Origin of the sequence: Klebsiella sp. BIGb0132, assembly GCF_024810075.1 — a bacterium.
Lineage (GTDB): Bacteria > Pseudomonadota > Gammaproteobacteria > Enterobacterales > Enterobacteriaceae > Klebsiella > Klebsiella terrigena.
Genome location: NZ_JANUDW010000009.1, coordinates 119502 through 145601, shown reverse-complemented (window position 1 = coordinate 145601; position 26100 = coordinate 119502). Strand labels below are relative to the sequence as shown.

22 protein-coding genes are annotated in these 26100 nt (G+C 59.9%); 20 read left to right on the top strand and 2 right to left on the bottom strand.

The genetic code is table 11. From position 1 onward, the window contains the following. Positions 1 to 8: 8 nt before the first annotated feature. Positions 9 to 812 (bottom strand): inositol-1-monophosphatase, encoded by an 804-nt coding sequence (gene suhB / locus M2416_RS21690; protein WP_041146729.1) that lies wholly within the window; start codon positions 810 to 812, stop codon positions 9 to 11. A gap of 120 nt (positions 813 to 932) precedes the next feature. Here suhB and trmJ point away from each other — a divergent pair, with 120 nt between their 5' ends. The 11 genes from trmJ (at position 933) to sseB (ending at position 10041) form a co-directional block, all read left to right on the top strand. Beyond that, positions 933 to 1673, top strand: a complete 741-nt coding sequence (gene trmJ / locus M2416_RS21685; RefSeq protein ID WP_076947800.1) for a tRNA (cytosine(32)/uridine(32)-2'-O)-methyltransferase TrmJ — start codon at positions 933 to 935, stop codon at positions 1671 to 1673. A 249-nt stretch (positions 1674 to 1922) separates the two neighbouring features. Further along, on the top strand, positions 1923 to 2414 hold the full coding sequence (iscR, locus tag M2416_RS21680; RefSeq protein WP_041146727.1) for a Fe-S cluster assembly transcriptional regulator IscR: 492 nt from the start codon (positions 1923 to 1925) through the stop codon (positions 2412 to 2414). Positions 2415 to 2587: 173 nt separating this feature from the next. Further along, positions 2588 to 3802 (top strand): cysteine desulfurase, encoded by a 1215-nt coding sequence (gene iscS / locus M2416_RS21675; RefSeq protein ID WP_041146726.1) that lies wholly within the window; start codon positions 2588 to 2590, stop codon positions 3800 to 3802. 26 nt (positions 3803 to 3828) lie between these two features. After that, positions 3829 to 4215 (top strand): Fe-S cluster assembly scaffold IscU, encoded by a 387-nt coding sequence (gene iscU, locus M2416_RS21670; protein WP_004866383.1) that lies wholly within the window; start codon positions 3829 to 3831, stop codon positions 4213 to 4215. A 15-nt stretch (positions 4216 to 4230) separates the two neighbouring features. Beyond that, positions 4231 to 4554: an iron-sulfur cluster assembly protein IscA gene (iscA, locus tag M2416_RS21665; RefSeq protein WP_041146725.1), complete on the top strand. Its 324-nt coding sequence runs from the start codon at positions 4231 to 4233 to the stop codon at positions 4552 to 4554. Between the two features lie 182 nt (positions 4555 to 4736). Beyond that, entirely contained in the window at positions 4737 to 5252 is a 516-nt protein-coding gene (hscB, locus tag M2416_RS21660) for a co-chaperone HscB (RefSeq protein ID WP_135184151.1), read from the top strand. 75 nt (positions 5253 to 5327) lie between these two features. Then, positions 5328 to 7178: a Fe-S protein assembly chaperone HscA gene (hscA, locus tag M2416_RS21655; protein WP_115192118.1), complete on the top strand. Its 1851-nt coding sequence runs from the start codon at positions 5328 to 5330 to the stop codon at positions 7176 to 7178. A 1-nt stretch (position 7179) separates the two neighbouring features. Next, positions 7180 to 7515, top strand: a complete 336-nt coding sequence (fdx, locus tag M2416_RS21650; protein WP_041146722.1) for an ISC system 2Fe-2S type ferredoxin — start codon at positions 7180 to 7182, stop codon at positions 7513 to 7515. A gap of 1 nt (position 7516) precedes the next feature. Then, complete coding sequence (iscX, locus tag M2416_RS21645; protein WP_041146721.1) at positions 7517 to 7717, top strand: Fe-S cluster assembly protein IscX; 201 nt, start codon at positions 7517 to 7519, stop codon at positions 7715 to 7717. A gap of 179 nt (positions 7718 to 7896) precedes the next feature. Then, on the top strand, positions 7897 to 9183 hold the full coding sequence (pepB, locus tag M2416_RS21640; RefSeq protein ID WP_259226642.1) for an aminopeptidase PepB: 1287 nt from the start codon (positions 7897 to 7899) through the stop codon (positions 9181 to 9183). An 81-nt stretch (positions 9184 to 9264) separates the two neighbouring features. Next, a complete protein-coding gene (gene sseB / locus M2416_RS21635; RefSeq protein ID WP_134527282.1) occupies positions 9265 to 10041 on the top strand; it encodes an enhanced serine sensitivity protein SseB in 777 nt (258 codons plus the stop codon). 30 nt (positions 10042 to 10071) lie between these two features. Here the strand turns inward: sseB and sseA are convergent, their stop codons facing one another. After that, a complete protein-coding gene (sseA, locus tag M2416_RS21630; RefSeq protein WP_259226638.1) occupies positions 10072 to 10917 on the bottom strand; it encodes a 3-mercaptopyruvate sulfurtransferase in 846 nt (281 codons plus the stop codon). A gap of 206 nt (positions 10918 to 11123) precedes the next feature. Here sseA and M2416_RS21625 point away from each other — a divergent pair, with 206 nt between their 5' ends. The 9 genes from M2416_RS21625 to bamB all read left to right on the top strand — a co-directional run bounded on the left by M2416_RS21625 (position 11124) and on the right by bamB (position 26056). Continuing rightward, entirely contained in the window at positions 11124 to 16073 is a 4950-nt protein-coding gene (locus M2416_RS21625; RefSeq protein WP_259226635.1) for an alpha-2-macroglobulin family protein, read from the top strand. Continuing rightward, positions 16074 to 18398 (top strand): peptidoglycan glycosyltransferase PbpC, encoded by a 2325-nt coding sequence (pbpC, locus tag M2416_RS21620; protein ID WP_259226633.1) that lies wholly within the window; start codon positions 16074 to 16076, stop codon positions 18396 to 18398. Positions 18399 to 18558: 160 nt separating this feature from the next. Further along, entirely contained in the window at positions 18559 to 18990 is a 432-nt protein-coding gene (gene ndk / locus M2416_RS21615; protein WP_041146713.1) for a nucleoside-diphosphate kinase, read from the top strand. Between the two features lie 291 nt (positions 18991 to 19281). Further along, the gene (gene rlmN / locus M2416_RS21610; protein ID WP_259226629.1) at positions 19282 to 20448 is read left to right on the top strand and encodes a dual-specificity RNA methyltransferase RlmN; all 1167 of its coding nucleotides are present in this window, start codon (positions 19282 to 19284) and stop codon (positions 20446 to 20448) included. A 272-nt stretch (positions 20449 to 20720) separates the two neighbouring features. Continuing rightward, on the top strand, positions 20721 to 21698 hold the full coding sequence (gene rodZ, locus M2416_RS21605) for a cytoskeleton protein RodZ (protein ID WP_259226628.1): 978 nt from the start codon (positions 20721 to 20723) through the stop codon (positions 21696 to 21698). 26 nt (positions 21699 to 21724) lie between these two features. Next, complete coding sequence (ispG, locus tag M2416_RS21600; RefSeq protein WP_076947808.1) at positions 21725 to 22846, top strand: flavodoxin-dependent (E)-4-hydroxy-3-methylbut-2-enyl-diphosphate synthase; 1122 nt, start codon at positions 21725 to 21727, stop codon at positions 22844 to 22846. A gap of 91 nt (positions 22847 to 22937) precedes the next feature. After that, a complete protein-coding gene (hisS, locus tag M2416_RS21595; RefSeq protein WP_041146709.1) occupies positions 22938 to 24212 on the top strand; it encodes a histidine--tRNA ligase in 1275 nt (424 codons plus the stop codon). 34 nt (positions 24213 to 24246) lie between these two features. Beyond that, entirely contained in the window at positions 24247 to 24867 is a 621-nt protein-coding gene (locus M2416_RS21590) for a YfgM family protein (protein ID WP_076947809.1), read from the top strand. A gap of 10 nt (positions 24868 to 24877) precedes the next feature. Continuing rightward, positions 24878 to 26056: an outer membrane protein assembly factor BamB gene (bamB, locus tag M2416_RS21585; RefSeq protein WP_041146707.1), complete on the top strand. Its 1179-nt coding sequence runs from the start codon at positions 24878 to 24880 to the stop codon at positions 26054 to 26056. Positions 26057 to 26100: the final 44 nt, after the last annotated feature.

Here is a 26100-nt window from a genome sequence, read left to right as displayed (position 1 = left end):
GAGAGAGATTAACGCTTCAGCGCTTCGCTCAGCTCTTCACGCATGTTGGCCAGCATGGCTTTAACGACGCGCGGGTTGCCGGCAACGATGTTGCCGCTGTACAGGTGGTTATGGCCACCGGTGAAGTCGCAAACGATAGCGCCCGCTTCACGAGCGATCAGCTCGCCAGCAGCGAAATCCCACGGCTTCAACGCGATCTCGAAGTAGCCATCAACGCGGCCGGCGGCAACGTAGGCCAGATCCAGAGCAGCAGAACCGGTGCGGCGGAAGTCAGCGCATTCGGTAAACATTTTGCCCAGAATATTCATGTAAGTGGTGGCGTGCTGTTTCGCTTTGAACGGGAAACCGGTAGCGATAATCGTGCCATCCAGATCGCGAGCGGTGCTGCCGCGCAGACGATAGCCGTTCAGCTGAGCGCCCTGGCCGCGGGTTGCGGTGAAGAGTTCGTTGCGCATTGGATCGTAAACCACGGCGACTTCGGTACGGCCTTTAATGCGTACGGCGATGGATACGGAGAAGTGCGGCAGACGTTTTACGAAGTTGGTGGTGCCATCCAGTGGATCGATAACCCATTGAACATCCTGATCTTCACCTACGTGCTCACCGCTTTCTTCGGTGATAATAGTGTGCTGCGGGTAAGATTTGCGAATCGTTTCAATAATCAGCGCTTCGGCTGCCTTATCGACGTTAGTCACAAAATCATTGCTGCCTTTCTGGCTGGTTTCTACGGAGTCTGGGGTTTCGTAGTGCTTGGCAATTAAATTACCCGCCTTGCGCGCTGCGCGCACGGCGATATTCAGCATCGGATGCATCGGTCTCTCTCACTGGATGTTAAAGAACGGGAAAAAACGGCGCACATAGTAACAGTGAAATCTGCCTATGTCTTCGTTTTATGATAGCATGCGTGAATAATCTTTAGCCGAAGAACTCTAATGCTGCAAAATATTCGAATCGTACTGGTAGAAACATCACACACTGGCAATATGGGCTCCGTGGCCCGGGCAATGAAAACCATGGGCCTGACAAACCTGTGGCTGGTCAATCCGCTGGTTAAGCCTGACTCTCAGGCTATCGCCCTGGCGGCTGGCGCCAGCGACGTTATCGGCAATGCGCATATCGTCGATACGCTGGATGAAGCCCTGGCCGGATGCAGCCTTGTGGTCGGTACCAGCGCCCGTTCGCGTACTTTGCCGTGGCCGATGCTCGACCCGCGCGAGTGCGGCCTGAAGAGCGTTGCAGAAGGCCAGCACGCCCCGGTGGCGCTGGTCTTTGGCCGCGAGCGCGTCGGTTTGACCAACGACGAGCTGCAGAAATGCCATTACCACGTCGCGATTGCCGCCAACCCGGAGTATAGCTCGCTGAACCTGGCGATGGCGGTGCAGGTCATCGCTTATGAGGTGCGGATGGCGTGGCTGGCGACTCAGGAGCAGGAGCAGCCGCAGGTCGAACAGCAGGAAGAGACGCCGTATCCGCTGGTGGATGATTTAGAGCGCTTTTACGGCCATCTTGAGCAGACGCTGCTGGCGACCGGCTTTATTCGCGCCAGCCATCCGGGACAGGTGATGAACAAACTGCGTCGTCTGTTTACCCGCGCGCGCCCGGAAAGCCAGGAGCTGAATATCCTGCGCGGAATGCTGGCGTCGATTGAGCAGCAGCACAAGAACAAAGAGTAAATCGGCCTCTTTGCGGCGCATCAAGGCCGCAGACGGGCGCGCCGTGTCGATGTCCGGCCGCCCTGAGAGCCGCAGTACGGCCGGGAATATGGGCTTCAGGACGTAAGGGCACAGATAGCCAAATACCTGACTAAAACAGTCAAGTAAATAGTTGACCAAATTACTCGGGAATGTCAGACTTGGCCCTGCTATGCAATACCCATATTAATAAAAAGCCCGGGCAGGGGCGAGTTTGAGGTTAAGTAAGACATGAGACTGACATCTAAAGGGCGTTATGCTGTGACCGCGATGCTGGACGTCGCGCTCAACTCTGAATCGGGCCCGGTTCCGTTAGCTGATATTTCTGAGCGTCAGGGGATTTCGCTTTCCTATCTGGAACAGCTGTTTTCCCGCCTGCGTAAAAATGGTCTGGTATCGAGCGTTCGCGGTCCAGGCGGCGGTTATTTATTAGGTAAAGAAGCCGGTAGCATCGCCGTTGGCGAAGTTATCAGCGCGGTTGATGAGTCCGTTGACGCCACCCGTTGTCAGGGTAAAGGCGGCTGCCAGGGCGGCGATAAATGCCTGACCCACGCGCTGTGGCGCGACCTGAGCGAGCGCCTGACCAGCTTCCTGAACAACATCACGCTGGGCGAACTGGTGAACAACCAGGAAATCCTCGATGTTTCAGGCCGTCAGCACAGCCATGAATCCCAGCGTAACACCCGCACTCAGGACGCTATCGACGTCAAACTGCGTGCGTAGTACTCGTTCTGTTTCAGCTTGCGGCCCGTTCGCCGCAGGGTGAAACGTTCAGGGTAAAAATTATAAAAGATTTTCGAATCAGGCCGGGATGTTGCGACATCCCGTATACCCGGTCGTACATCAAGCCGGTCGCCTGGTTCCTTGCATTGAGTGATGTACGGAGTTAAAGAGCAATGAAATTACCGATTTATCTCGATTACTCCGCAACAACGCCGGTGGACCCGCGTGTTGCCGAGAAAATGATGCAGTTTCTGACCCTGGACGGGACCTTTGGTAACCCGGCCTCTCGTTCACACCGTTTTGGCTGGCAGGCTGAAGAGGCGGTAGATATCGCCCGTAATCAGATTGCCGAGCTGGTCGGTGCTGACCCGCGCGAAATCGTCTTTACCTCAGGCGCAACGGAATCCGACAACCTGGCGATCAAAGGTGCAGCCAACTTTTATCAGAAAAAAGGCAAGCACATTATCACCAGCAAAACCGAGCACAAAGCCGTGCTGGACACCTGTCGTCAGCTGGAGCGTGAAGGCTTCGAGATAACCTACCTTGCGCCTCAGCGCAACGGTATTATCGATCTGAAAGAGCTGGAAGCGGCCATGCGTGATGACACCATCGTGGTTTCCATCATGCACGTGAACAACGAAATCGGCGTGGTGCAGGATATCGCTACCATCGGCGAAATGTGCCGCGCACGCGGTATCATTTATCACGTTGACGCCACCCAGAGCGTGGGCAAACTGCCTATCGACCTGAGCCAGCTGAAAGTTGACCTGATGTCCTTCTCCGGTCACAAAATTTATGGCCCGAAAGGCATTGGCGCGCTGTACGTCCGTCGCAAACCGCGTATTCGTATTGAAGCGCAGATGCACGGCGGCGGTCACGAGCGCGGCATGCGTTCAGGCACTCTGCCTGTCCACCAGATCGTCGGTATGGGTGAAGCTTACCGTATCGCGAAAGAAGAGATGGAAACCGAGATGGCGCGCCTGCGCGGTCTGCGTAACCGTCTGTGGGAAGGCGTAAAAGATATGGAAGAGGTTTACCTCAACGGTGACCTCGCGCAGGGCGCGCCGAACATTCTCAACGTCAGCTTCAACTATGTTGAAGGCGAATCGCTGATTATGGCACTGAAAGACCTGGCCGTTTCCTCCGGTTCCGCTTGTACCTCAGCGAGCCTCGAGCCATCCTACGTGCTTCGCGCGCTGGGCATGACTGATGAACTGGCACACAGTTCTATCCGTTTCTCTTTAGGTCGTTTTACTACCGAAGAAGAGATTGACTACACCATCAACCTGGTTCGCAACTCCATTGGTCGTCTGCGCGATCTTTCTCCGCTGTGGGAAATGTTCAAGCAGGGCGTGGATCTGAACAGCATTGAATGGTCACATCATTAATCGGTAGGCATTAAGGAGAATTAATCATGGCATACAGCGAAAAAGTTATCGATCATTACGAGAATCCGCGCAACGTCGGCTCTTTTGACAACAGCGACGATTCCGTCGGTAGCGGCATGGTCGGCGCGCCGGCGTGCGGCGACGTTATGAAGCTGCAGATCAAAGTCAACAATGAAGGTATCATTGAAGACGCGCGTTTCAAGACTTACGGCTGCGGTTCCGCTATCGCCTCCAGCTCCCTCGTTACCGAGTGGGTGAAGGGCAAGTCTCTGGACGAAGCTCAGGCTATCAAGAACACCGATATCGCCGATGAACTCGAGCTGCCGCCGGTAAAAATCCACTGCTCTATCCTGGCGGAAGACGCGATTAAAGCCGCGATTGCGGATTACAAAAGCAAACGTGAAGCGAAATAATTAAGAGGTTATTGTATGTCGATTACTCTTAGCGACAGCGCAGCGTCGCGAGTGAATACCTTCCTGGCCAACCGCGGCAAAGGCTTTGGCCTGCGCTTAGGTGTTCGCACCTCCGGATGTTCAGGTATGGCCTACGTGCTGGAATTTGTTGACGAGCCGGCGGCAGAAGACACCGTGTTTGAAGATAAAGGCGTCAAGGTAGTGATCGACGGCAAAAGCCTGCAGTTCCTCGACGGCACTCAGCTGGACTTTGTTAAAGAAGGCCTGAATGAAGGGTTTAAGTTTACCAACCCGAACATCAAAGATGAGTGCGGCTGCGGCGAAAGCTTCAACGTGTAATCTGCACTATATCCGCTGAATTTCGGCGCAGCATCGCGGCGGCAGGCGGGCGTTTCCCGATACGCTTACGACAGTAGGCGAACGCCGCCGGTTAAGATGCGACCTGAGAGGCGCGGATATATAACCCCACTGCGGAGTACCGTGCGTGGGGTTTGCTTTATCTCGTTAACCCTGAGGTTACTATGGACTATTTTGCCCTCTTCGGGTTACCGGTCAGTTATACCCTTTCGCAAGAACAGCTGGCTGTCCGGTACCAGGATTTACAGCGCCAGTATCACCCCGACCGGTTCGCCAGCGCCAGCGCCGCCGAACAGCTCGCCTCCGTGCAGCACTCCGCGACGATTAATCAGGCCTGGCAAACGCTGCGTCATCCGCTGACCCGCGCCGAATATATCCTTTCGCTTCACGGCTTCGATTTAGCCAGCGAACAGCACACCGTGCGCGACACCGCGTTCCTGATGGAGCAGCTGGAGCTGCGCGAAGAGCTGGATGAGATCGAAAAATCGCAGGATGAAGCGCGTTTGGCCGCGTTTATTCAGCGCGTGAAGGGGATGTACGACGTTCGTCAGCGGCAGGTCGTTGAGCAGTTAGACAGCGAAGCGTGGGAGACAGCGGCGGATACCGTGCGTAAGCTGCGTTTTCTCGATAAGCTTCAGAATGTTGCAGAACAGCTCGAAGAAAAGTTTTTTTCACTCTAACCTGTTCGGGTCGCCATGCAGCCAACGTAGCTGCAACACAGATTATGACGAGTAAATTAATATTCGGAAGCAATTATGGCCTTATTACAAATTAGTGAGCCTGGCCTGAGTGCCGCGCCGCACCAGCGTCGTCTGGCGGCGGGTATTGACCTGGGTACCACCAATTCACTGGTCGCCACCGTGCGTAGCGGCCAGGCCGAAACTCTGCCCGATCGCCAGGGACGCTACCTGCTGCCTTCGGTGGTGAACTACCAATCGTCCGGCCTCAGCGTCGGCTATGATGCCCGACAGAATGCGGCGCTGGATCCGGTTAACACCATCAGCTCGGTGAAGCGCATGATGGGGCGCTCGCTGGTCGATATTCAGACCCGCTACCCGCATCTGCCTTACCAGCTGCAGGCCAGCGAAAACGGCCTGCCGATGATTCAAACCGCCGGCGGCCTGCTTAATCCGGTCCGCGTTTCTGCCGATATCCTCAAGGCGCTGGCCGCCCGTGCCACGGAAGCCCTTGCCGGCGACCTCGACGGCGTGGTGATCACCGTCCCGGCCTACTTCGACGATGCGCAGCGCCAGGGCACTAAAGACGCCGCGCGTCTGGCCGGCCTGCACGTGCTGCGTCTGCTGAACGAACCGACGGCGGCGGCGATTGCCTACGGCCTCGACTCCGGTCAGGAAGGGGTTATCGCGGTCTACGATCTCGGCGGCGGCACCTTTGATATTTCCGTACTGCGCCTCAGCCGCGGCGTCTTCGAAGTCCTGGCCACCGGCGGCGATTCGGCGCTCGGCGGCGATGATTTTGACCATCTGCTGGCGGACTATCTGCGCGAGCAGGCGGGCCTCAGCGATCGCAGCGATAACCGCCTGCAGCGCGAGCTGCTGGACGCGGCTATTGCGGCCAAAATTGCCCTCAGCGCGGCGGAAACCGCCCGCGTTGACGTTGGCGGCTGGCAGGGTGAAATTACCCGTAGCCACTTTAATGAGCTGATTGCTCCGCTGGTTAAGCGCACTCTGCTGGCCTGTCGTCGCGCGTTGAAGGACGCCGGCGTGAGCGCGGAAGAGGTGCTGGAAGTGGTGATGGTGGGCGGTTCAACCCGCGTGCCGCTGGTGCGCGAGCGCGTCGGCGAGTTTTTTGGCCGTACTCCGCTGACCACCATCGACCCGGATAAAGTTGTCGCCATCGGCGCCGCCATTCAGGCCGATATTCTGGTCGGCAACAAGCCGGACAGCGAGCTGCTGCTGCTCGACGTTATCCCGCTCTCTCTGGGGCTGGAAACGATGGGCGGCCTGGTGGAGAAAGTGATCCCGCGCAATACCACCATCCCGGTGGCCCGCGCCCAGGAGTTCACCACCTTTAAAGACGGTCAGACGGCGATGTCCATCCACGTCATGCAGGGCGAACGCGAGCTGGTGCAGGACTGCCGTTCGCTGGCGCGCTTTGCGCTGCGCGGTATCCCGGCAATGCCGGCGGGCGGGGCGCATATTCGCGTCACCTTCCAGGTCGATGCCGACGGGCTGCTGAGCGTCACCGCTATGGAAAAATCGACCGCGGTCGAAGCCTCCATTCAGGTGAAACCCTCCTACGGCCTGAGCGACAGCGAAATCGCCACCATGATTAAAGATTCGATGAGCCACGCCGAACAGGACGTTAAGGCGCGAATGCTGGCCGAACAAAAAGTCGAAGCCGCACGCGTTCTGGAAAGCCTGGAAAGCGCGCTGGCCACCGATGCCGCGCTGCTAAGCGCCGCAGAACGTCAGGCTATCGATGACGCAACGGCGCAGCTGCGCGCGGTAGCGACAGGCGATGACGCCGATGCAATTAAAGAAGCCATTAAAAATACAGACACACAAACCCAGGAATTTGCCGCACGCCGCATGGACCAGTCGGTCCGTACCGCGCTGAAAGGCCAATCCGTGGACGAGGTTTAATATGCCAAAGATCGTTTTTCTACCCCACCAGGACCTGTGCCCGGATGGCGTAGTTGTGGAAGCTGAGATCGGTGAGACCATTCTTGATGCCGCGCTGCGTAGCGGTATTGAGATTGAACACGCCTGTGAAAAATCCTGTGCCTGCACCACCTGCCACTGCATCGTGCGTGAAGGTTTTGACTCGCTGGCCGAAAGTACCGAAGATGAAGACGATATGCTGGATAAGGCCTGGGGGCTGGAACCCGACAGCCGCCTGAGCTGCCAGGCGCGCGTGACCGCCGACGATCTGGTCGTCGAAATTCCGCGCTACACCATCAACCACGCACGCGAGCATTAATATGGCACTGAAATGGACCGACAGTCGTGAAATTGGCGAAGCGCTGTATGACGCCTTCCCGGATCTCGACCCGAAAACCGTTCGCTTCACCGATTTGCATCAGTGGATTTGCGAGCTGGAAGAGTTTAATGACGATCCAAACGCATCCAATGAAAAAATTCTGGAGGCAATTCTGCTAGTCTGGTTAGACGAAGCAGAATAATTTTCGCGTCATGCTCCGCGTTGCAGATGCGTTGGCCGCGTTGGCTCACTCCAGTCGCATAGTTATCTATGCTCCAGGGGATTTGCTTACTTGCCGCCTTCCTGCAACGCGAATCATTTAGCGGAAAAATTTTAACGGGCTGCCATAGGGTGGCCCGTTTGCTAATAAGGATGAATAAAATGACCGAAGCCATGAAGATTACGCTGACGACCCAACCCGCCGACGCGCGCTGGGGAGAAAAAGCGGCTTACAGCATTAACAACGACGGCATCACCCTGCATCTCAACGGTAAAGACGACCTGGGCCTGATTCAGCGCGCGGCGCGTAAAGTTGACGGCATGGGTATCAGGCACGTTGCGCTCGACGGCGAAGGTTGGAATACCGAGCGCGCGTGGGCGTTCTGGGCGGGTTATAAAGGGCCGAAAGGCAGCCGCCAGGTTGAGTGGCCGGCGCTGGAGGAAGCGCAAAAGCGCGAGCTGGATAGCCGCCTGGCCATTATTGACTGGGTGCGTGACACCATTAACGCCCCGGCGGAAGAGCTCGGCCCGGAGCAGCTGGCCCAGCGCGCGGTCGACCTGCTGTGCGGCGTTGGCTGCGACAACGTGACCTACCGCATCACCAAAGGCGAAGACCTGCGCGAGCAGAACTATCTTGGCCTGCACACCGTCGGACGCGGTTCCGAGCGCCCGCCGGTTCTGCTGGCGCTGGACTACAACCCAACCGGCGATAAAGACGCGCCGGTTTACGCCTGCCTGGTGGGGAAAGGCATCACCTTCGATTCCGGCGGCTACAGCATCAAGCAGAGCGCGTTTATGGATTCGATGAAGTCCGACATGGGCGGCGCGGCCACGGTGACCGGCGCGCTGGCGTTTGCGATTACCCGCGGCCTGAATAAGCGCGTGAAGCTCTATCTGTGCTGCGCCGACAACCTGATTAGCGGCAACGCCTTCAAGCTGGGGGATATCATTCGCTACCGTAACGGTAAAACCGTAGAAATTATGAACACCGACGCCGAAGGCCGTCTGGTGCTGGCGGATGGCCTGATCGATGCCTCTGCGCAGAAGCCGGAGCTGATTATCGACGCGGCGACGCTGACCGGCGCGGCGAAAACCGCCCTGGGCAACGACTACCACGCGCTGTTCAGCTTCGACGACGCGCTGGCGTCTCGCCTGCTGGCGAGCGCGCAGGCGGAAAACGAAGCCTTCTGGCGCCTGCCGCTGGCGGAATTCCACCGCGGCCAGCTGCCGTCGAACTTTGCCGAGCTGAACAACACCGGCAGCGCCGCCTATCCGGCGGGCGCGAGCACGGCGGCAGGATTCCTGTCTCATTTCGTTGAGAACTATCATCAGGGCTGGCTGCATATCGACTGCTCCGCAACCTACCGTAAATCCGCCGTTGAGCAGTGGGCGGCCGGCGCGACGGGGCTCGGCGTACGCACGATTGCCAATCTGTTAACCGCAGAGTAAAAAATGGCGGGGCGCTGGCGCCCCGAATTGTCTCACCCCGGCCCGCGGCCGGGGATTGCTGATTCTGATGTTGTGAGAGCCATGTCCGAAACTAAAAATGAATTAGAAACGCTGCTGGAAAAGGCGGCGATTGAGCCCGGCCATCGCCCGGCTTTTTTCCGTACGCTGCTGGAGTCCACCGTCTGGGTGCCCGGCGCGGCGGCGGAAGGTGAACAGGTTGTGGAAGAGAGTGCCGTCGACCTGCAGCACTGGGAAAAAGACGATGGCGCCTCGGTCATTCCCTTTTTTACCTCGCTGGAGGCCCTGCAGCAGGCGGTCGAAGACGAGCAGTCTTTTGTCGCGATGCCGGCGCGTACGCTGATGGCGATGACCCTGGGCGAGACGCTGTTCCTCAACGCCAAACTGCCGGCCGGAAAAGAGTTCACGCCGAACGAAATCAAGCATCTGCTGGGTGAAGAGGGCGGTCCGCTGAGCACGCAAACCGTGCTGGAAGGCGGGGAGTTGCTGCTGCTCTCTGAGGTGGCCGAGCCGCCGGCGCAGATGGTGGATTCGCTGACCACGCTATTTAAATCCCTGAAAACCGTGAAGCGGGCGTTTCTGTGCTCGATCAAAGATAGCGCGGACGCGCCGGCGAACCTGCTGATCGGCATTGAGGCCGAGGGGGATATCGAAGAGATAATCCAGGCGACCGGCAGCGTGGCAACCGACACCCAGCCCGGCGATGAGCCGATCGATATTTGCCAGGTGGTCGAAGGGGAGAAGGGCATCAGCCACTTTATGATTGCCCATATCACGCCATTCTATGAAAAGCGCTGGGGCAGCTTCCTGCGCGATTTCAAGCAAAACCGCATTATCTGATGACGGCGGGGCGCTAACCCCGCCGCTGTTTTAGTGCGCTGGCTCTATCGGCAAATCGGCGCGGGCGCCCCATTCGCTCCACGAACCGTCGTACAGGCTGACGCCGTTAACGCCCAGCGTTGTCAGCGCCAGCACCACCACCGCCGCCGTGACGCCGGATCCGCAGCTGGCGATAATCGGCCGCTCGAAGTCTACGCCCTGGCGCAGGAAAATATCGTTCAGCTCGTCGATAGTTTTCAGCTCGCCGTTAATCACCAGCTCGGTCCACGGAACGTTCAGCGCCCCGGGAATATGCCCCCGGCGCAGGCCAGGACGCGGCTCATCGACGAGACCGTTAAAGCGCCCGGCCGGACGCGCGTCGACGATCTGGGCCGATCCTTCATGGCTCACCAGCAGCACGTCGGTCAGCCGCTTAACCACCAGCGGATCGAAGCGGCCGTCGAATTCGCCCTCCGGCAGCTGCGGCTCGTCCTGCTCCAGCGGCAGCTCATCGCGCCGCCAGCCGGCCAGCCCGCCGGCGAGAATAGAGACGTTTTCAACCCCGAAGGTCCGCAGCATCCACCAGGCGCGCGGCGCCGAGAAGAGGTTGCCCTCATCGTAAACCACCAGATGTTTATCGCTGCTGACGCCCAGCTCGCGCATCGCCACGGCGAAGGCTTCCGCCCGCGGCATCATATGCGGCAGCGGGCTGGTGCGATCGGATAGGGCTTCAATATCGAAAAATACGGCGTTGGGAATATGGCCCGCGCGATATTCGGCGTGCAAATCGCGATCTTCCTGGCCGGGCGGCGCCATTCGGGCATCGATAATCTGAATTTCAGGGTCGTCTATATGCTCTGCCAGCCAGTCGGCGGCGACAAAAAAAGAGGTGGACATGGAGGCCTCCGTTTTATTATCCATCAATGAATTGTCGACGTTTTCCCGCGGGCTGACAAGTTATGTCCGCCGGAGTTGCGACGCCGACAGGCGCGGTAAAAAATCGCTAGTCTGATTCTATTATGGCGGCTGGGCGTTTTTCCGCCCTTAGCGCATAATAATGCGTTTACTGTCTGCATCAGGCCGTTGGGCCGAGGGGTTAAAGGATGAAACCATTTCGTTTAGCGACGCTGTCGCTGGCGCTGCTTACCGCACTTTCGCTTGCCGGCTGCGACGACAGCGGCAAAACTCAGACCGCCGGGCCAGCCGCCGCCTCTTCCGCGGATAAGCCGAACGCGGCGAAACCGGACGGCGCCCAGCTCGCTAAGCTGGCGGAGAAAAGCAAAGGCAAGGCGCTGACGCTGCTCGACGCCTCGGAGGTCCAGCTGGACGGGGCGGCGACGCTGGTCCTGACCTTCTCCATTCCGCTGCAGCCGGATCAGGATTTCTCCCGCAGCGTGCACCTCGTCGATAAAAAAAGCGGTAAGGTTGACGGCGCCTGGGAGCTGGCGCCGAACCTGAAAGAGCTGCGCCTGCGCCATCTTGAGCCGAAACGCGACCTGATTGTCTCCGTTGACCCTACGCTCACCGCGCTGAATACCGCGACCTTCGGCACCTCTTTTGAAAAAACCATCGCCACCCGCGACGTCGCCCCCAGCATCGGCTTTGCCAGCCGGGGCTCGCTGCTGCCGGGCAAGGTCGTGGCCGGGCTGCCGGTGATGGCCCTGAACGTTGACAACGTCGACGTGAACTTCTTTCGCATCAAGCCCGAATCGCTGTCCGCCTTCGTCAGCCAGTGGGAGTACCGAAATTCGCTAAACAACTGGGAGTCCGACGAGCTGCTGAAAATGGCCGACCTGGTCTACAGCGGGCGTTTTGACCTCAACCCGGCGCGCAATACGCGGGAAAAGCTGCTGCTGCCGCTGGCGGATATCAAACCGCTGCAGCAGCCGGGCGTCTACGTGGCGGTGATGAATCAGGCGGGCCACTATAGCTACAGCAACGCCGCGACGCTGTTTACCCTCAGCGATATCGGCGTCTCGGCGCATCGCTACCACAACCGGCTGGATGTCTTCACCCAAAGTCTCGAGAACGGCGCCGCGCAGTCCGATATCGAGGTTCAGCTGCTCAACGCCAAAGGGCAGACGCTGGCGCAGGCCAAAAGCGACGGCCAGGGCCACGTGACGCTGCAAACCGATAAAGAGGCCGCGCTGCTGCTGGCACGCAAAGAGGGGCAAACCACCCTGCTGGATCTTAAGCTGCCCGCGCTGGATCTGGCGGAATTCGCCATTGCCGGAGCCCCCGGCTTCAGCAAGCAGTTCTTTATGTTTGGCCCTCGGGATCTCTATCGCCCTGGGGAGACGGTGATCCTCAACGCGCTGCTGCGCGATGGCGACGGCAGGCCGCTGGCCGAGCAGCCGGTGAAGCTCGAGGTGGTTCAGCCGGACGGCCAGGTGATTAGCTCCCGGATGAGCCAGCCGGTGAACGGCCTGTATCAGTTTACCTGGCCGCTCGACGCCGGTGCGCCGACCGGCATGTGGCATATCCGCGCCAGCACCGGCGACAATCAGCCGCGCGAGTGGGACTTCCACGTCGAAGACTTTATGCCCGAGCGTATGGCGCTGAACCTGAGCGGGCAAAAGGGCGCCGTGGCGCCGAACGCCGACGTGACCTTTGCCGTCGCCGGGGCCTATCTATACGGCGCGCCTGCCAGCGGCAATCAGCTGCAGGGGAAACTGTTCCTGCGCCCGCTGCGCGATGCGGTTGCCGCGCTGCCGGGCTTCCAGTTTGGCGATATTGCTGAAGAAAACCTCTCCCGCAGCCTCGATGAAGTCCAGATGACGCTGGACGAAAAAGGCCACGGGGAAGTGACGACTGCCAGCCAGTGGCAGGATAGCCATTCGCCGCTGCAGGTGATTTTACAGGCCAGCCTGCTGGAGTCCGGCGGTCGTCCGGTGACCCGCACCGTGCAGCAGGCCATCTGGCCTGCCGAGGCGCTGCCGGGCATCCGTCCTGAATTCGCCCTGAAGGACGTGTACGACTACCGCACCGACAGCACGGTGAAGCAGCCGGTGGTGGATGAAAACAGCAACGCCGGATTTGAGATTGTTTACGCCGACGCGGCCGGAGACAAAAAAGCGGTCTCCGGACTGCAGGTGCGCCTCATTCGCGAACGCCGCGACTACTACTGGAACTGGTCGGATAGCGAAGGCTGGCAGTCGCAGTTCGATCAGAAAGATCTGCAGGAGGGCGAAGAGTCGCTGGATCTGCAGGCCGGGCAAACGGCGAAGGTCAGCTTCCCGGTGGAGTGGGGCTCCTACCGGCTGGAGGTGAAGGATCCGGATGGGGCGGTCAGCAGCGTGCGCTTCTGGGCCGGATACAGCTGGCAGGATAACAGCGACGGTGCGGGAGCCGCGCGTCCGGACCGGGTCACCATGAAGCTGGATAAACCGGCCTACAAACCCGGCGACACCATTAAGCTGCATATCGCCGCGCCGGCGGCAGGCAAAGGCTATGCGATGGTCGAGTCCAGCGAAGGCCCGCTGTGGTGGCAGGAAATTGACGTTCCGGCGGCGGGAATGGATCTCTCCATCCCGGTCGATAAAGCCTGGAACCGCCACGACCTCTATCTCAGCACGCTGGTGATCCGCCCCGGCGACAAATCGCGCTCCGCGACGCCGAAACGGGCGGTGGGGCTGCTGCATCTGCCGCTCGGTGATGAAAGCCGCCGCCTGACCCTGGCGCTGGATGCGCCGGAAAAAATGCGTCCCAACCGGCCGCTGACGGTCAAAGTGAAAGCCAGCGTCAAAGAGGGCGAGACGCCGAAGCAGGTGAATGTCCTGCTCTCGGCGGTGGATAGCGGCGTGCTGAACATTACCGACTACGCGACGCCGGATCCGTGGAACGCCTTTTTTGGCCAGAAGCGCTACGGGGCGGATATTTACGATATCTACGGCCAGGTCATTGAGGGGCAGGGACGACTGGCGAGCCTGCGCTTCGGCGGCGACGGCGACGAGCTCAAGCGCGGCGGTAAGCCGCCGGTTAACCACGTGACGATTATTGCCCAACAGGCCCAGCCGGTGACGCTCGATGACAAGGGCGAAGGCACCGTGACGCTGCCGATCGGTGATTTTAACGGCGAGCTGCGGGTGATGGCCCAGGCGTGGACCGCCGATGATTTTGGCAGCAGTGAAGACAAAGTGGTGGTCGCCGCGCCGGTGATTGCCGAGCTGAATATGCCGCGCTTCCTCGCCAGCGGCGATACCACGCGCCTGGCGCTGGATCTCAGCAACCTGACCGACAGGCCGCAAACCCTGAACGTCGCGCTGAGCGCCGGCGGTCTGTTGCAGCTTGCGCAGCCGGAAATCCCGCCGGTTCAGCTGGCGCCGGGCGCACGTCGCACCCTGTTTGTGCCGGTGAGCGCCAAAGAGGGGTTTGGCGACGGTCAGCTCAGTGCGACCATCAGTGGCCTGAATCTGCCGGGTGAGACCTTCGCCCCGATGCAAAAGCAGTGGAAAATTGGCGTCCGTCCGGCCTTCCCGGCGCGGACGGTTAACGCTGGCGCGGTGCTGCAGCCTGGCGAAAGCTGGCAGGTGCCGCCGGAGCAAACCCTCGGCTTCTCGCCGGCGACCCTGCAGGGGCAGCTGGTGTTCAGCGGCAAGCCGCCGCTCAATCTGGCGCGCTATATTCGCGACCTGAAGGCCTATCCTTACGGCTGCCTGGAGCAGACCGCCAGCGGACTGTTCCCGTCGCTCTACACCAGCGCGGCGCAGCTAAAAACGCTGGGCATTACCGGCGACAGCGATGAAAAACGCCGCGCGGCGGTGGATATCGGCATCGCGCGCCTGCTGCAAATGCAGCGCGACGACGGCGGCTTTGCGCTATGGGATAAAAACGGCCCGGAGGAGTACTGGCTCACCGCCTACGCCATGGACTTCCTGGTGCGGGCGGGCGAGCAGGGCTACAGCGTGCCGACCAACGCCATCAATAACGGCAACCAGCGCCTGCTGCGCTATCTGCAGGAGCCGGGGCTGATGACCGTTCGCTACAGCGACGACGCGCCGGCCAGCCGCTTTGCCGCCCAGGCCTACGCCGCTCTGGTGCTGGCTCGTCAGCAAAAGGCGCCGCTTGGCGCGCTGCGTGAAATCTGGACCCGCCACGAGCAGGCGCGTTCCGGCCTGCCGCTGCTGCAGCTTGGCATTGCGCTGAAGGCGATGGGCGACGCGCCGCGCGGCGAGCAGGCGCTGAAGCTGGCGATGACCACGCCGCGTCAGGACCGGGATCGCTGGCTGGGGGATTACGGCAGCGCGCTGCGCGATGATGCCCTGAAGCTGGCCCTGCTGGAGGAGAATAAGCTGCTGCCGGAGGCGCAAAACGCACTGCTGAGCAGCCTGGCTGACGAGGCCTACGGCCAGCGCTGGCTCTCTACTCAGGAGACCAACGCCCTGTTCCTTGCCGGCCGCACGCTGCAGGATCTTCCCGGCAGCTGGCAGGCGCAAACCTCGCTGCAGGCGCAGCCGCTGGCGGCGGATAAAGCGCAGACCCGTAACCTGACCGGCGACCAGCTGGCGGCGCTGCAGGTCAGCAATACCGGCAGTCAGCCGCTCTGGCTGCGTCTTGACAGCAGCGGCTATCCGCTTAGCGCCCCGCAGCCTGCGGGCAACGTGCTGGGTATTGAACGGCACGTCTTCGACACCCGCGGCCAGCAAAAATCGCTGACCTCGCTGCGCAGCGGCGAGCTGGTGCTGGTGAAGCTGGAAATTACCGCTACGCGCAACGTGCCGGATGCGCTGGTCGTCGATCTGCTGCCGGCAGGACTTGAGCTGGAAAACCAGAACCTGGCAAACAGCAGCGCCAGCCTGCAGGAGAACGGTGAGGCGGTGCAGAACCTGCTCAATCAGATGCAGCAGGCGGATATTCAGCATATCGAATTCCGCGACGATCGCTTTGTTGCTGCGGTAGCGGTAAACGAAGGGCAGCCGGTGACGCTGGTCTACCTGGCGCGGGCGGTAACGCCAGGCACCTATCAGGTGCCGCAGCCGCAGGTGGAATCGATGTACGTTCCGCAGTGGCGGGCAACCGGCACGGCCAGCGGCCCGCTGAACGTTACTCCGTAAATGCGGCGGTTGGTGAAGATAAGGCGCCGCTGGCGATGGCTGGCGGCGACGCCCTTTCTGCTGTGGCTGGCGCTGCTGGCGGCGGATCGCCTGTGGCCCCTGCCGCTGCACGAGGTGGCTCCGGCCCGGGTGGTGGTGGCGCAGGACGGTACGCCGCTGTGGCGCTTTGCCGATAAGCAGGGCGTCTGGCGCTATCCGGTGACCCTCGATGACGTGTCGCCGCGCTATCTTCAGGCCCTGATCCAGTATGAAGACCGCTGGTTCTGGGATCACCCCGGCGTAAATCCGCTGGCCATTGCCCGCGCGGCCTGGCAGGACCTCACCTCCGGGCGCGTCATCTCAGGCGGCAGCACGCTGACCATGCAGGTTGCGCGGCTGCTCGACCCTCATCCCCGAACCTTCGGCGGCAAGCTGCGCCAGCTGTGGCGCGCGCTGCAGCTGGAGTGGCATCTGTCGAAAAGCGAGATCCTGACTCTGTACCTCAACCGCGCCCCGTTCGGCGGCACGCTGCAGGGGATCGGCGCCGCCAGCTGGGCTTACCTCGGGAAACCGCCGGCCCGGCTCAGCTACGGCGAAGCGGCCCTGCTGGCGGTGCTGCCGCAGGCGCCGAGCCGCCTGCGTCCTGACCGCTGGCCGCAGCGGGCCCAGGCGGCGCGCGATAAGGTGCTCGCGCGCATGCAAACCCAGGGCGTGTGGTCGGAGAAGACGGTGCGCGAGGCGACGGAAGAGCCGGTATGGCTGTTCCCCCGCCAGATGCCGCAGCTGGCGCCGCTGTTTTCCCGGCGGATGCTGGCCAGCAGCCGCGAAGACAAGGTGGTGACGACCCTCGATGCCGGGCTGCAGCGCCAGCTGGAGGATTTAGCCCTCAACTGGAAATCACGCCTGCCGCCGCGCAGCTCGCTGGCGATCGTCGTCGTCGATCATACCGATATGCGCGTGCGGGGCTGGGTCGGCTCGGCGGATATTAGCGACGACAGCCGTTTCGGGCACATCGATATGGTATCGGCGATCCGCTCTCCGGGCTCCGTACTGAAGCCGTTTGTCTACGGCATGGCGCTGGACGAGGGGCTGATCCATCCGGCCTCTTTACTGCAGGACGTCCCGCGACGGTTTAGCGATTACCGGCCCGGTAACTTCGACAGCGGCTTTCACGGCCCGGTCAGCACCAGCGACGCGCTGGTGCGCTCTCTGAACCTGCCGGCCGTGCAGGTGCTGGAAGCCTACGGGCCAAAACGGTTTGCCGCCACGCTGCGCAACGCCGGCCTGCCGCTGATGCTGCCGGCGGGCGCCGAGCCCAATCTGTCGCTGATCCTGGGCGGCGCCGGCGCCCGGCTGGCGGATATCGTGGCGGCGTATAGCGCGTTTGCCCGTCACGGCAGGGCGGGGCGGCTGCGGATGACGCCGGAAGCCCCGCTGGTGGAGCGGCCGCTGCTGTCGCCGGGGGCGGCGTGGATAGTGCGGCGAATTCTGGCCGGTGAATCCCAGCCGGTGCCCGACGACTCGCTGGTTCAGGTGGTGCCGCTGGCGTGGAAAACCGGCACCAGCTACGGCTATCGCGACGCCTGGGCGATTGGCGTTAACGCCCGCTATCTTATCGGGATCTGGACCGGGCGGCCTGACGGTACGCCGGTGGTCGGGCAGTTTGGCTTCGCCAGCGCGGTACCGCTGCTCAATCAGGTCAATAATATGCTGCTGGCGCGGCCGACGACCGGCCGCGACGGGCTGCCCGCCGATCCGCGCCCGCCGTCGGTGAGGGCGGCGACCATCTGCTGGCCCGGCGGGCAGAGCCTGCCGGCGGGAGACGCCAACTGCCGCCGTCGGCTGGCCACCTGGCTGCTCGACGATAGCCAGCCGCCAACGCTGCTGTTGCCGGGTCAGGACGGCGTGCGCGGTATCCGTTTCCCGGTATGGGTAGATAAGCAAGGGCTGCGGGTGGCGGCCGATTGTCCGGGCGCGATGGAGAAAAACGTCGACGTCTGGCCGCTGCCGCTGGAGCCATGGCTGCCGGCAAACGAACGCCGTCGGGCGAGGCTCGGCCCGGCATCGGCACAGTGCCCGCCGCCGCAGTCCGCCGATGCCGCGCCGCTGGTGCTTTCCGGCATCCGCGATGGCGCGGTCATTAAACGTTTACCCGGCGCGGCGCGGGTGGTGGTGCCGCTGCAGACCACCGGCGGCGAAGGGCGACGCTGGTGGTTTCTCAACGGCGAACCGCTGGAGGCGGCGGGGGCCGGCGCGAGCCTGACCCTGGAGCGGCTGGATAGTTATCAACTGGTGGTGATGGATGAGGCGGGGCAGGTTGCGGCGGCGAATTTCACTCTGCAATAAAGTCGGGGCGGCAAGGCCCTGCTTTTTGTGTTGCTAAAGCTCGTCTTATTTTAACAAAATGTTACCTTCATCCATAGGCAGCGCCTGAGTTGCTCATTATAATGCGCGCCAGGCCATACGATCGTATGCCCAACAACATAAAATTTTATTAGAGGTAATCATGGCTATTGAACGTACTTTTTCCATCATTAAACCAAACGCGGTGGCAAAAAACGTTATTGGCGGCATCTTTTCTCGCTTCGAAGCTGCAGGGTTCAAAATCGTTGGCACCAAAATGCTGCACCTGACCGTTGAGCAGGCTCGCGGTTTCTACGCTGAGCACGAAGGTCGCCCGTTCTTTGACGGTCTGGTTGAGTTCATGACTTCCGGCCCGATCGTGGTCTCCGTTCTGGAAAGCGAAAATGCCGTGCAGCGTCACCGTGACCTGCTGGGCGCAACTAACCCGGACAACGCGCTGGCCGGCACCCTGCGTGCAGACTACGCTGACAGCTTCACCGAGAACGGCACCCACGGTTCCGACTCCGTTGAATCTGCTGCCCGCGAAATCGCGTTCTTCTTCGCCGAAGGCGAGGTTTGCCCGCGCACCCGCTAATCCTCGTCGTCTTTTCGACCGTCGCGGCGTTGGCTGCGCACGTCACCCCGGTCACATAGCTATCTATGCTCCCGGGGATTTACTTGCTTGCCGCCTTGCGACACTCGAAAAGCCATAGAGGATTGAGTACGCAGCAACAGATTTTTTCATCATTGCCGCGTGCAAACGTGGTATTGATACACCAGACTTTGTACAATGCAGCGCCCCTGGACGAGCACTCGTTCACTGGGGCGCTTCTTTTTTTCAACCCACCAGGGGCCATAACGTGTAACAACGAGGCCGGAATAGATTATGTCTGAACATATTGTCACGCCTGATAACGCCGCTCTGACGGTGCCGAACAAAGATGCCAAAATTAACCTGCTGGATCTGAATCGTCAGCAGCTGCGCGAGTTTTTCAAAAACATGGGCGAGAAGCCCTTCCGCGCCGATCAGGTGATGAAATGGATGTATCACTACTGCAGCGATGACTTTGATGATATGACCGATATCAACAAGGTCCTGCGCAATAAGCTGAAGGAAGTCGCGGAAATCCGCGCGCCGGAAGTGGTCGAGGAGCAGCGCTCCAGCGATGGCACCATCAAATGGGCGATTGCCGTCGGCGATCAGCGCGTTGAAACGGTCTATATCCCGGAAGAGGATCGCGCGACTCTGTGCGTTTCGTCTCAGGTTGGCTGTGCGTTAGAGTGTAAATTCTGTTCAACGGCGCAGCAGGGCTTTAACCGCAACCTGCGGGTCTCTGAAATTATCGGCCAGGTTTGGCGCGCGGCGAAAATCGTCGGTGCGGCAAAAATTACCGGCCAGCGTCCGATCACCAACGTGGTGATGATGGGGATGGGCGAGCCGCTGCTGAACCTGACCAACGTCGTGCCGGCGATGGAAATCATGCTCGACGACTTTGGTTTTGGTCTCTCCAAGCGTCGCGTGACGCTCTCCACTTCCGGCGTGGTCCCGGCGCTGGATAAGCTCGGCGATATGATAGACGTCGCGCTGGCCATCTCTCTCCATGCGCCGAACGATACGATTCGCGATGAGATCGTGCCGATCAACAAAAAGTACAACATCGAGACTTTCCTGAACTCGGTGCGCGGCTATATTTCCAAGTCCAACGCCAACCAGGGCCGGGTGACCATCGAATACGTGATGCTCGATCACGTCAACGACGGTACCGAGCATGCGCACGAGCTGGCAGAGCTGCTGAAGGATACGCCGTGCAAGATCAACCTGATCCCATGGAACCCGTTCCCGGGCGCGCCGTATGGCCGCAGCTCCAACAGCCGCATCGACCGTTTCTCCAAGGTGCTGATGGATTATGGCTTCACGACCATCGTGCGTAAAACGCGCGGTGACGATATCGACGCCGCCTGCGGACAGCTTGCCGGTGATGTTATCGACCGTACCAAACGTACGCTGCGCAAGTGTATGCAGGGCGAAACGATTGACGTGAAAGCGATCTGACAAATGCGCAGCGCGCAATATTTCACGCGCGCTGCACAATTATGTTTCCCCGGCAGGCGAACCAGGCTGATTCGGCCAATAATTACGGTGCGTTTTTGTCGACTTTGAGGCAGTATGTAGCGGCACAACAACCGCTTAGCATTCAATATTGATAAGTATCTGTGATAGTTCGCCATACGGACTTATACTGTTTGTTTGACGCTTTGCAGATGTTTCGCGGCGCGGGGTTTACCGGCGCTGAACTTTAAATTTCACGTACCAGTAGTTGTCGAATGAATACTGAAGCCACTCAAGATCATCAAGAAGCAAATACTACGGGCACGCGTCTGCGCAACGCCCGCGAACAACTCGGACTCAGCCAGCAAGCGGTGGCTGAGCGCTTATGCCTGAAGGTTTCCACGGTTCGTGATATCGAAGACGACAAGGCGCCAGCCGACCTCGCTTCAACCTTCCTGCGCGGCTACATCCGCTCCTATGCGCGTCTGGTGCGTATTCCGGAAGAAGAGCTGCTGCCGATGATGGCAAAACAGGCGCCTATTCGCGCGGCGAAAGTTGCGCCGATGCAGAGCTTCTCTCTGGGCAAACGCCGTAAAAAGCGCGACGGCTGGCTGATGAGCTTCACCTGGCTGGTGCTGTTTGTGGTGATTGGCCTGAGCGGCGCCTGGTGGTGGCAAGACCATAAGGCGCAGCAGGAAGAGATTACCACGATGGCCGACCAGTCAACCGCCGAGCTGAATGCGGGCGACAGCGGCAGCCAGAGCATTCCCTTAGATAACGGTGCCGATAACACGGCGCCGGACGTAGCGAACAGCGCGCCTGTGGATACCTCAGCCGCGCCGACTCCTGCCCCGGCGGCGCCGGCGGCGACCGCGGCGAATAATAACGCCGTCGTTGCTCCGTCTCAGGCGCAGGTCGATACCGCAGCTGGCGCTGCGGTTCCGGCCTCTCCGCTGCCAACCGATCAGGCGAACGTGACCGCAGCCGCTGCGGCTCAGGATCTGGTCCTGAACTTCTCTGCCGACTGCTGGCTGGAAGTTAGCGATGCAACCGGTAAAAAGCTGTTCAGCGGTTTGCAACGTAAGGGCGGTAACCTGAACTTAAGCGGCCAGGCACCTTATAAGCTGAAAATCGGTGCGCCGGCTGCGGTACAGATTCAGTATCTGGGTAAACCAGTCGATTTGAGTCGTTTTATCAGAACTAACCAGGTTGCGCGTCTGACCCTTAATGCCGAAACTTCACCGGCGCAGTAACAGACGGGTAACGCGGGAGATTTTTCATGCATAACCAGGCTCCGATTCAACGTAGAAAATCGAAACGAATTTACGTTGGGAATGTGCCGATTGGCGATGGTGCCCCCATTGCCGTCCAGTCGATGACCAATACGCGCACCACCGATGTGGCCGCGACCGTAAATCAAATCAAAGCCCTTGAGCGCGTTGGCGCGGATATCGTCCGCGTCTCCGTACCGACGATGGATGCGGCGGAAGCGTTCAGGCTCATCAAACAGCAGGTCAACGTACCGCTGGTCGCCGATATCCACTTTGACTACCGTATCGCCCTGAAAGTGGCGGAGTACGGGGTGGATTGTCTGCGTATCAACCCGGGAAATATCGGCAACGAAGAGCGCATTCGCATGGTTGTTGACTGCGCCCGTGATAAAAATATTCCTATCCGCATCGGCGTTAACGCCGGGTCGCTGGAAAAAGATCTGCAGGAAAAGTACGGCGAGCCAACGCCGCAGGCGCTGCTGGAATCAGCCATGCGCCACGTCGATCATCTCGATCGTCTGAACTTCGATCAGTTCAAGGTCAGCGTAAAGGCGTCGGATGTGTTCCTCGCGGTGGAGTCCTATCGCCTGCTGGCGAAGCAGATCGATCAGCCTCTGCATCTTGGGATCACCGAAGCCGGCGGCGCCCGTAGCGGCGCGGTAAAATCGGCGATCGGCCTCGGCCTGCTGCTTAACGAAGGGATCGGCGACACGCTGCGCGTTTCGCTGGCGGCGGATCCGCTTGAAGAGATCAAGGTTGGGTTCGATATCCTGAAGTCTCTGCGCATTCGCGCCCGCGGGATTAACTTCATCGCCTGCCCGACCTGTTCGCGTCAGGAGTTTGACGTGATCGGCACCGTCAACGCGCTGGAGCAGCGGCTGGAAGATATCATTACCCCGATGGATATTTCGATCATCGGCTGCGTGGTGAATGGCCCAGGCGAAGCGCTGGTTTCGACGCTCGGCGTCACCGGCGGCAATAAAAAGAGCGGCCTGTACGAAGACGGCGTGCGTAAAGACCGGCTGGATAACGACGATATGATCGATCAGCTGGAAGCGCGTATCCGTGCGAAAGCCTCGATGCTTGATGAAGCGCGCCGTATTGACGTCCAGCAGGTTGAAGAGAAATAATCCGGGGCAGCGTAAGACTTCCCGTGTATGATTGGACCCGCGGGCGCAACGCGCCGGGGTTCATTTTTGTATATATATAAAGAGAATAAACGTGGCAAAGAACATTCAAGCCATCCGTGGCATGAACGATTATCTGCCGGGCGAGACCGCTCTCTGGCAGCGCATTGAAGGCTCACTGAAACAGGTGCTCGGCAGCTACGGTTACAGCGAAATTCGGTTGCCGATTGTAGAGCAGACCCCGTTATTCAAGCGCGCGATCGGCGAAGTGACCGACGTGGTTGAAAAAGAGATGTACACCTTTGAGGACCGCAATGGCGATAGCCTGACGCTGCGTCCGGAAGGGACTGCGGGCTGCGTTCGTGCCGGCATCGAGCATGGTCTTCTGTACAATCAAGAACAGCGTCTGTGGTACGTCGGGCCGATGTTCCGCCATGAGCGTCCGCAGAAGGGCCGCTATCGCCAGTTCCATCAGATGGGGGTTGAAGTCTTTGGTCTGCAGGGACCGGACATCGACGCCGAGCTGATTATGCTCACCGCCCGCTGGTGGCGTGAGCTGGGTATCTCTGAGCACGTCGCGCTGGAGCTGAACTCCATCGGTTCGCTGGAAGCGCGCGCCAGCTATCGCGATGCGCTGGTTGCCTATCTTGAGCAGTTTAAAGATAAGCTCGACGAAGACTGCAAACGCCGCATGTACACCAACCCGCTGCGCGTTCTGGACTCGAAGAATCCGGAAGTGCAGGCGTTGCTGAACGATGCGCCGGCGCTGGGCGACTACCTGGATGAAGAGTCCAAACAGCACTTTGCCGGCCTGTGCGCGCTGCTGGACGACGCGGGCATCGCCTATACCGTTAACCAGCGCCTGGTGCGCGGGCTCGATTACTATAACCGCACCGTGTTTGAGTGGGTAACCACCAGCCTCGGCTCGCAGGGAACCGTCTGCGCAGGCGGCCGCTATGACGGTCTGGTCGAGCAGCTGGGCGGGCGCGCAACGCCGGGAGTCGGCTTCGCGATGGGGCTAGAACGTCTTGTTTTACTGGTCCAGGCCGTTAATCCGGAATTTAAAGCCGATCCTGTTGTCGATATATACCTGGTAGCCTCCGGAACCGATACCCAATCCGCAGCGATGCGTCTGGCTGAGCGGATTCGCGATGAGCTGCCCGGCGTTAAGCTGATGACCAACCACGGCGGCGGCAACTTTAAGAAACAGTTCGGCCGTGCTGATAAGTGGGGCGCTCGCATTGCTCTGGTGGTGGGTGAATCAGAAATTGCTGACGGAAACGTGGTAGTGAAGGATTTACGCTCAGGTGAGCAAACTACCGTAACGCAGGATAGCGTTGCCGCGCATTTGCGCACACTTCTGGGTTAATCTCCCGGGAATCATTAGTCAGGAGAAGGACTGCGTGGAAACGTATAACAACGAAAACGATCAGGTCGATGCGCTCAAGCGTTTCTTTGCCGAAAATGGCAAAGCGCTGGCCGTTGGGGTGATTTTAGGGATTGGGGCGCTGGTTGGCTGGCGCTACTGGAGCTCTCATCAGCAGGATACGGCCAGAGACTCCTCTTTAGCCTATGAGAATGCCATTTCCGCGCTTAAATCGGACAAGCCTGAAGCGCTGAATTCGGCGCAGAAGTTCGCCGCTGACAGCAAAAACGCCTACGGGGCGTTTGCCTCCCTGGAGCTGGCGCAGCGCTTTGTTGAGAAAAACGATCTGCAGAGCGCTGAAAAGCAGCTCCAGCAGGGATTAGCCGCCGCCCCGGATGATAATCTGAAGTCGGTTATCAACATGCGTCTTGCTCGCGTACAGCTGCAGCTGAAAAATCCTGATGCGGCGCTGAAGACCCTTGAGGGGATCAAAGGCGAAGGCTGGACCGCGATTGTTGCCGATCTTCGCGGTGAGATTCTGCTGGATAAAGGCGACAAGCAGGGCGCTCGCGCGGCGTGGGAAGCGGGCGTGAAAAGCGATGCTTCACCGGCGCTCAGCGAAATGATGCGTATGAAAATAAATAATTTGTCCATCTGAGAGGGACTCGATGCAATTGCGTAAATTACTTTTGCCAGGGCTGCTTTCCGTTACCTTATTAAGCGGTTGTTCGTTGTTTAACAGCGAAGAAGATGTGGTGAAAATGTCGCCACTGCCGACGGTGGAAAATCAGTTTACGCCGTCCACGTCCTGGAGCACCTCAGTTGGCGATGGTATCGGCGAATTTTACTCTAACCTCCATCCGGCCTTTGCCGACGGCGTGGTCTACGCGGCCGACCGTAAAGGCACCGTTAAAGCGCTGGGCGCTGACGACGGGAAAGAGGTGTGGTCGGTGAACCTGGCCGAGAAAGACGGCTGGTTCTCCCGCACGCCGGCGCTGCTCTCCGGCGGCGTCACCGTCTCCGGCGGTCACGTCTATATCGGCAGTGAAAAAGCGCAGCTGTTTGCCCTGAATACCAGCGATGGTACCGTCGCATGGCAGACCCGCGTGGCCGGTGAAGCGATTTCTCGTCCGGTCGTCAGCGACGGCATGGTGCTGGTTCACACCAGCAACGGCCAGCTGCAGGCGCTGAACGAAGCCGACGGCGCGGTGAAGTGGACCGTCAACCTGGATATGCCGGCGCTTTCTCTGCGCGGTGAATCCGCACCGGCGACCGCCTATGGCGCGGCCATTGTTGGCGGCGATAACGGTCGCGTTAGCGCGGTATTGATGCAGCAGGGTCAGATCATCTGGCAGCAGCGCATCTCTCAGGCCACTGGCCCGACTGAAATCGATCGCCTGAACGACGTTGATACCACTCCGGTTATCGTCAACGGCGTGGTGTATACGCTCGCTTACAACGGCAACCTGACCGCGCTGGATCTGCGCAGCGGCCAGATCATGTGGAAACGCGAGCTGGGCTCGGTGAACGACTTTATCGTTGACGGCAACCGTATCTACCTGGTCGATCAGAACGATCGCCTGCTGGCATTGACCACCGAAGGCGGCGTGACGCTGTGGACGCAAAGCGATTTACTGCATCGTCTGCTGACCGCTCCGGTGTTGTATAATGGTAATCTGGTCGTCGGCGATAGCGAAGGCTATATGCACTGGGTAAACCCGGAAGATGGGCACTTTGTGGCTCAGCAGAAGGTTGACAGCTCCGGCTTCCGTACTGACCCCATCGTGGCTGACGGTCGCCTGCTCATCCAGGCAACGGACGGTACGCTGTACTCGATTACGCGTTAAGTTGCGCGGTAGTCAGGATTGAGAAACGGCCCCTGGTATACAGG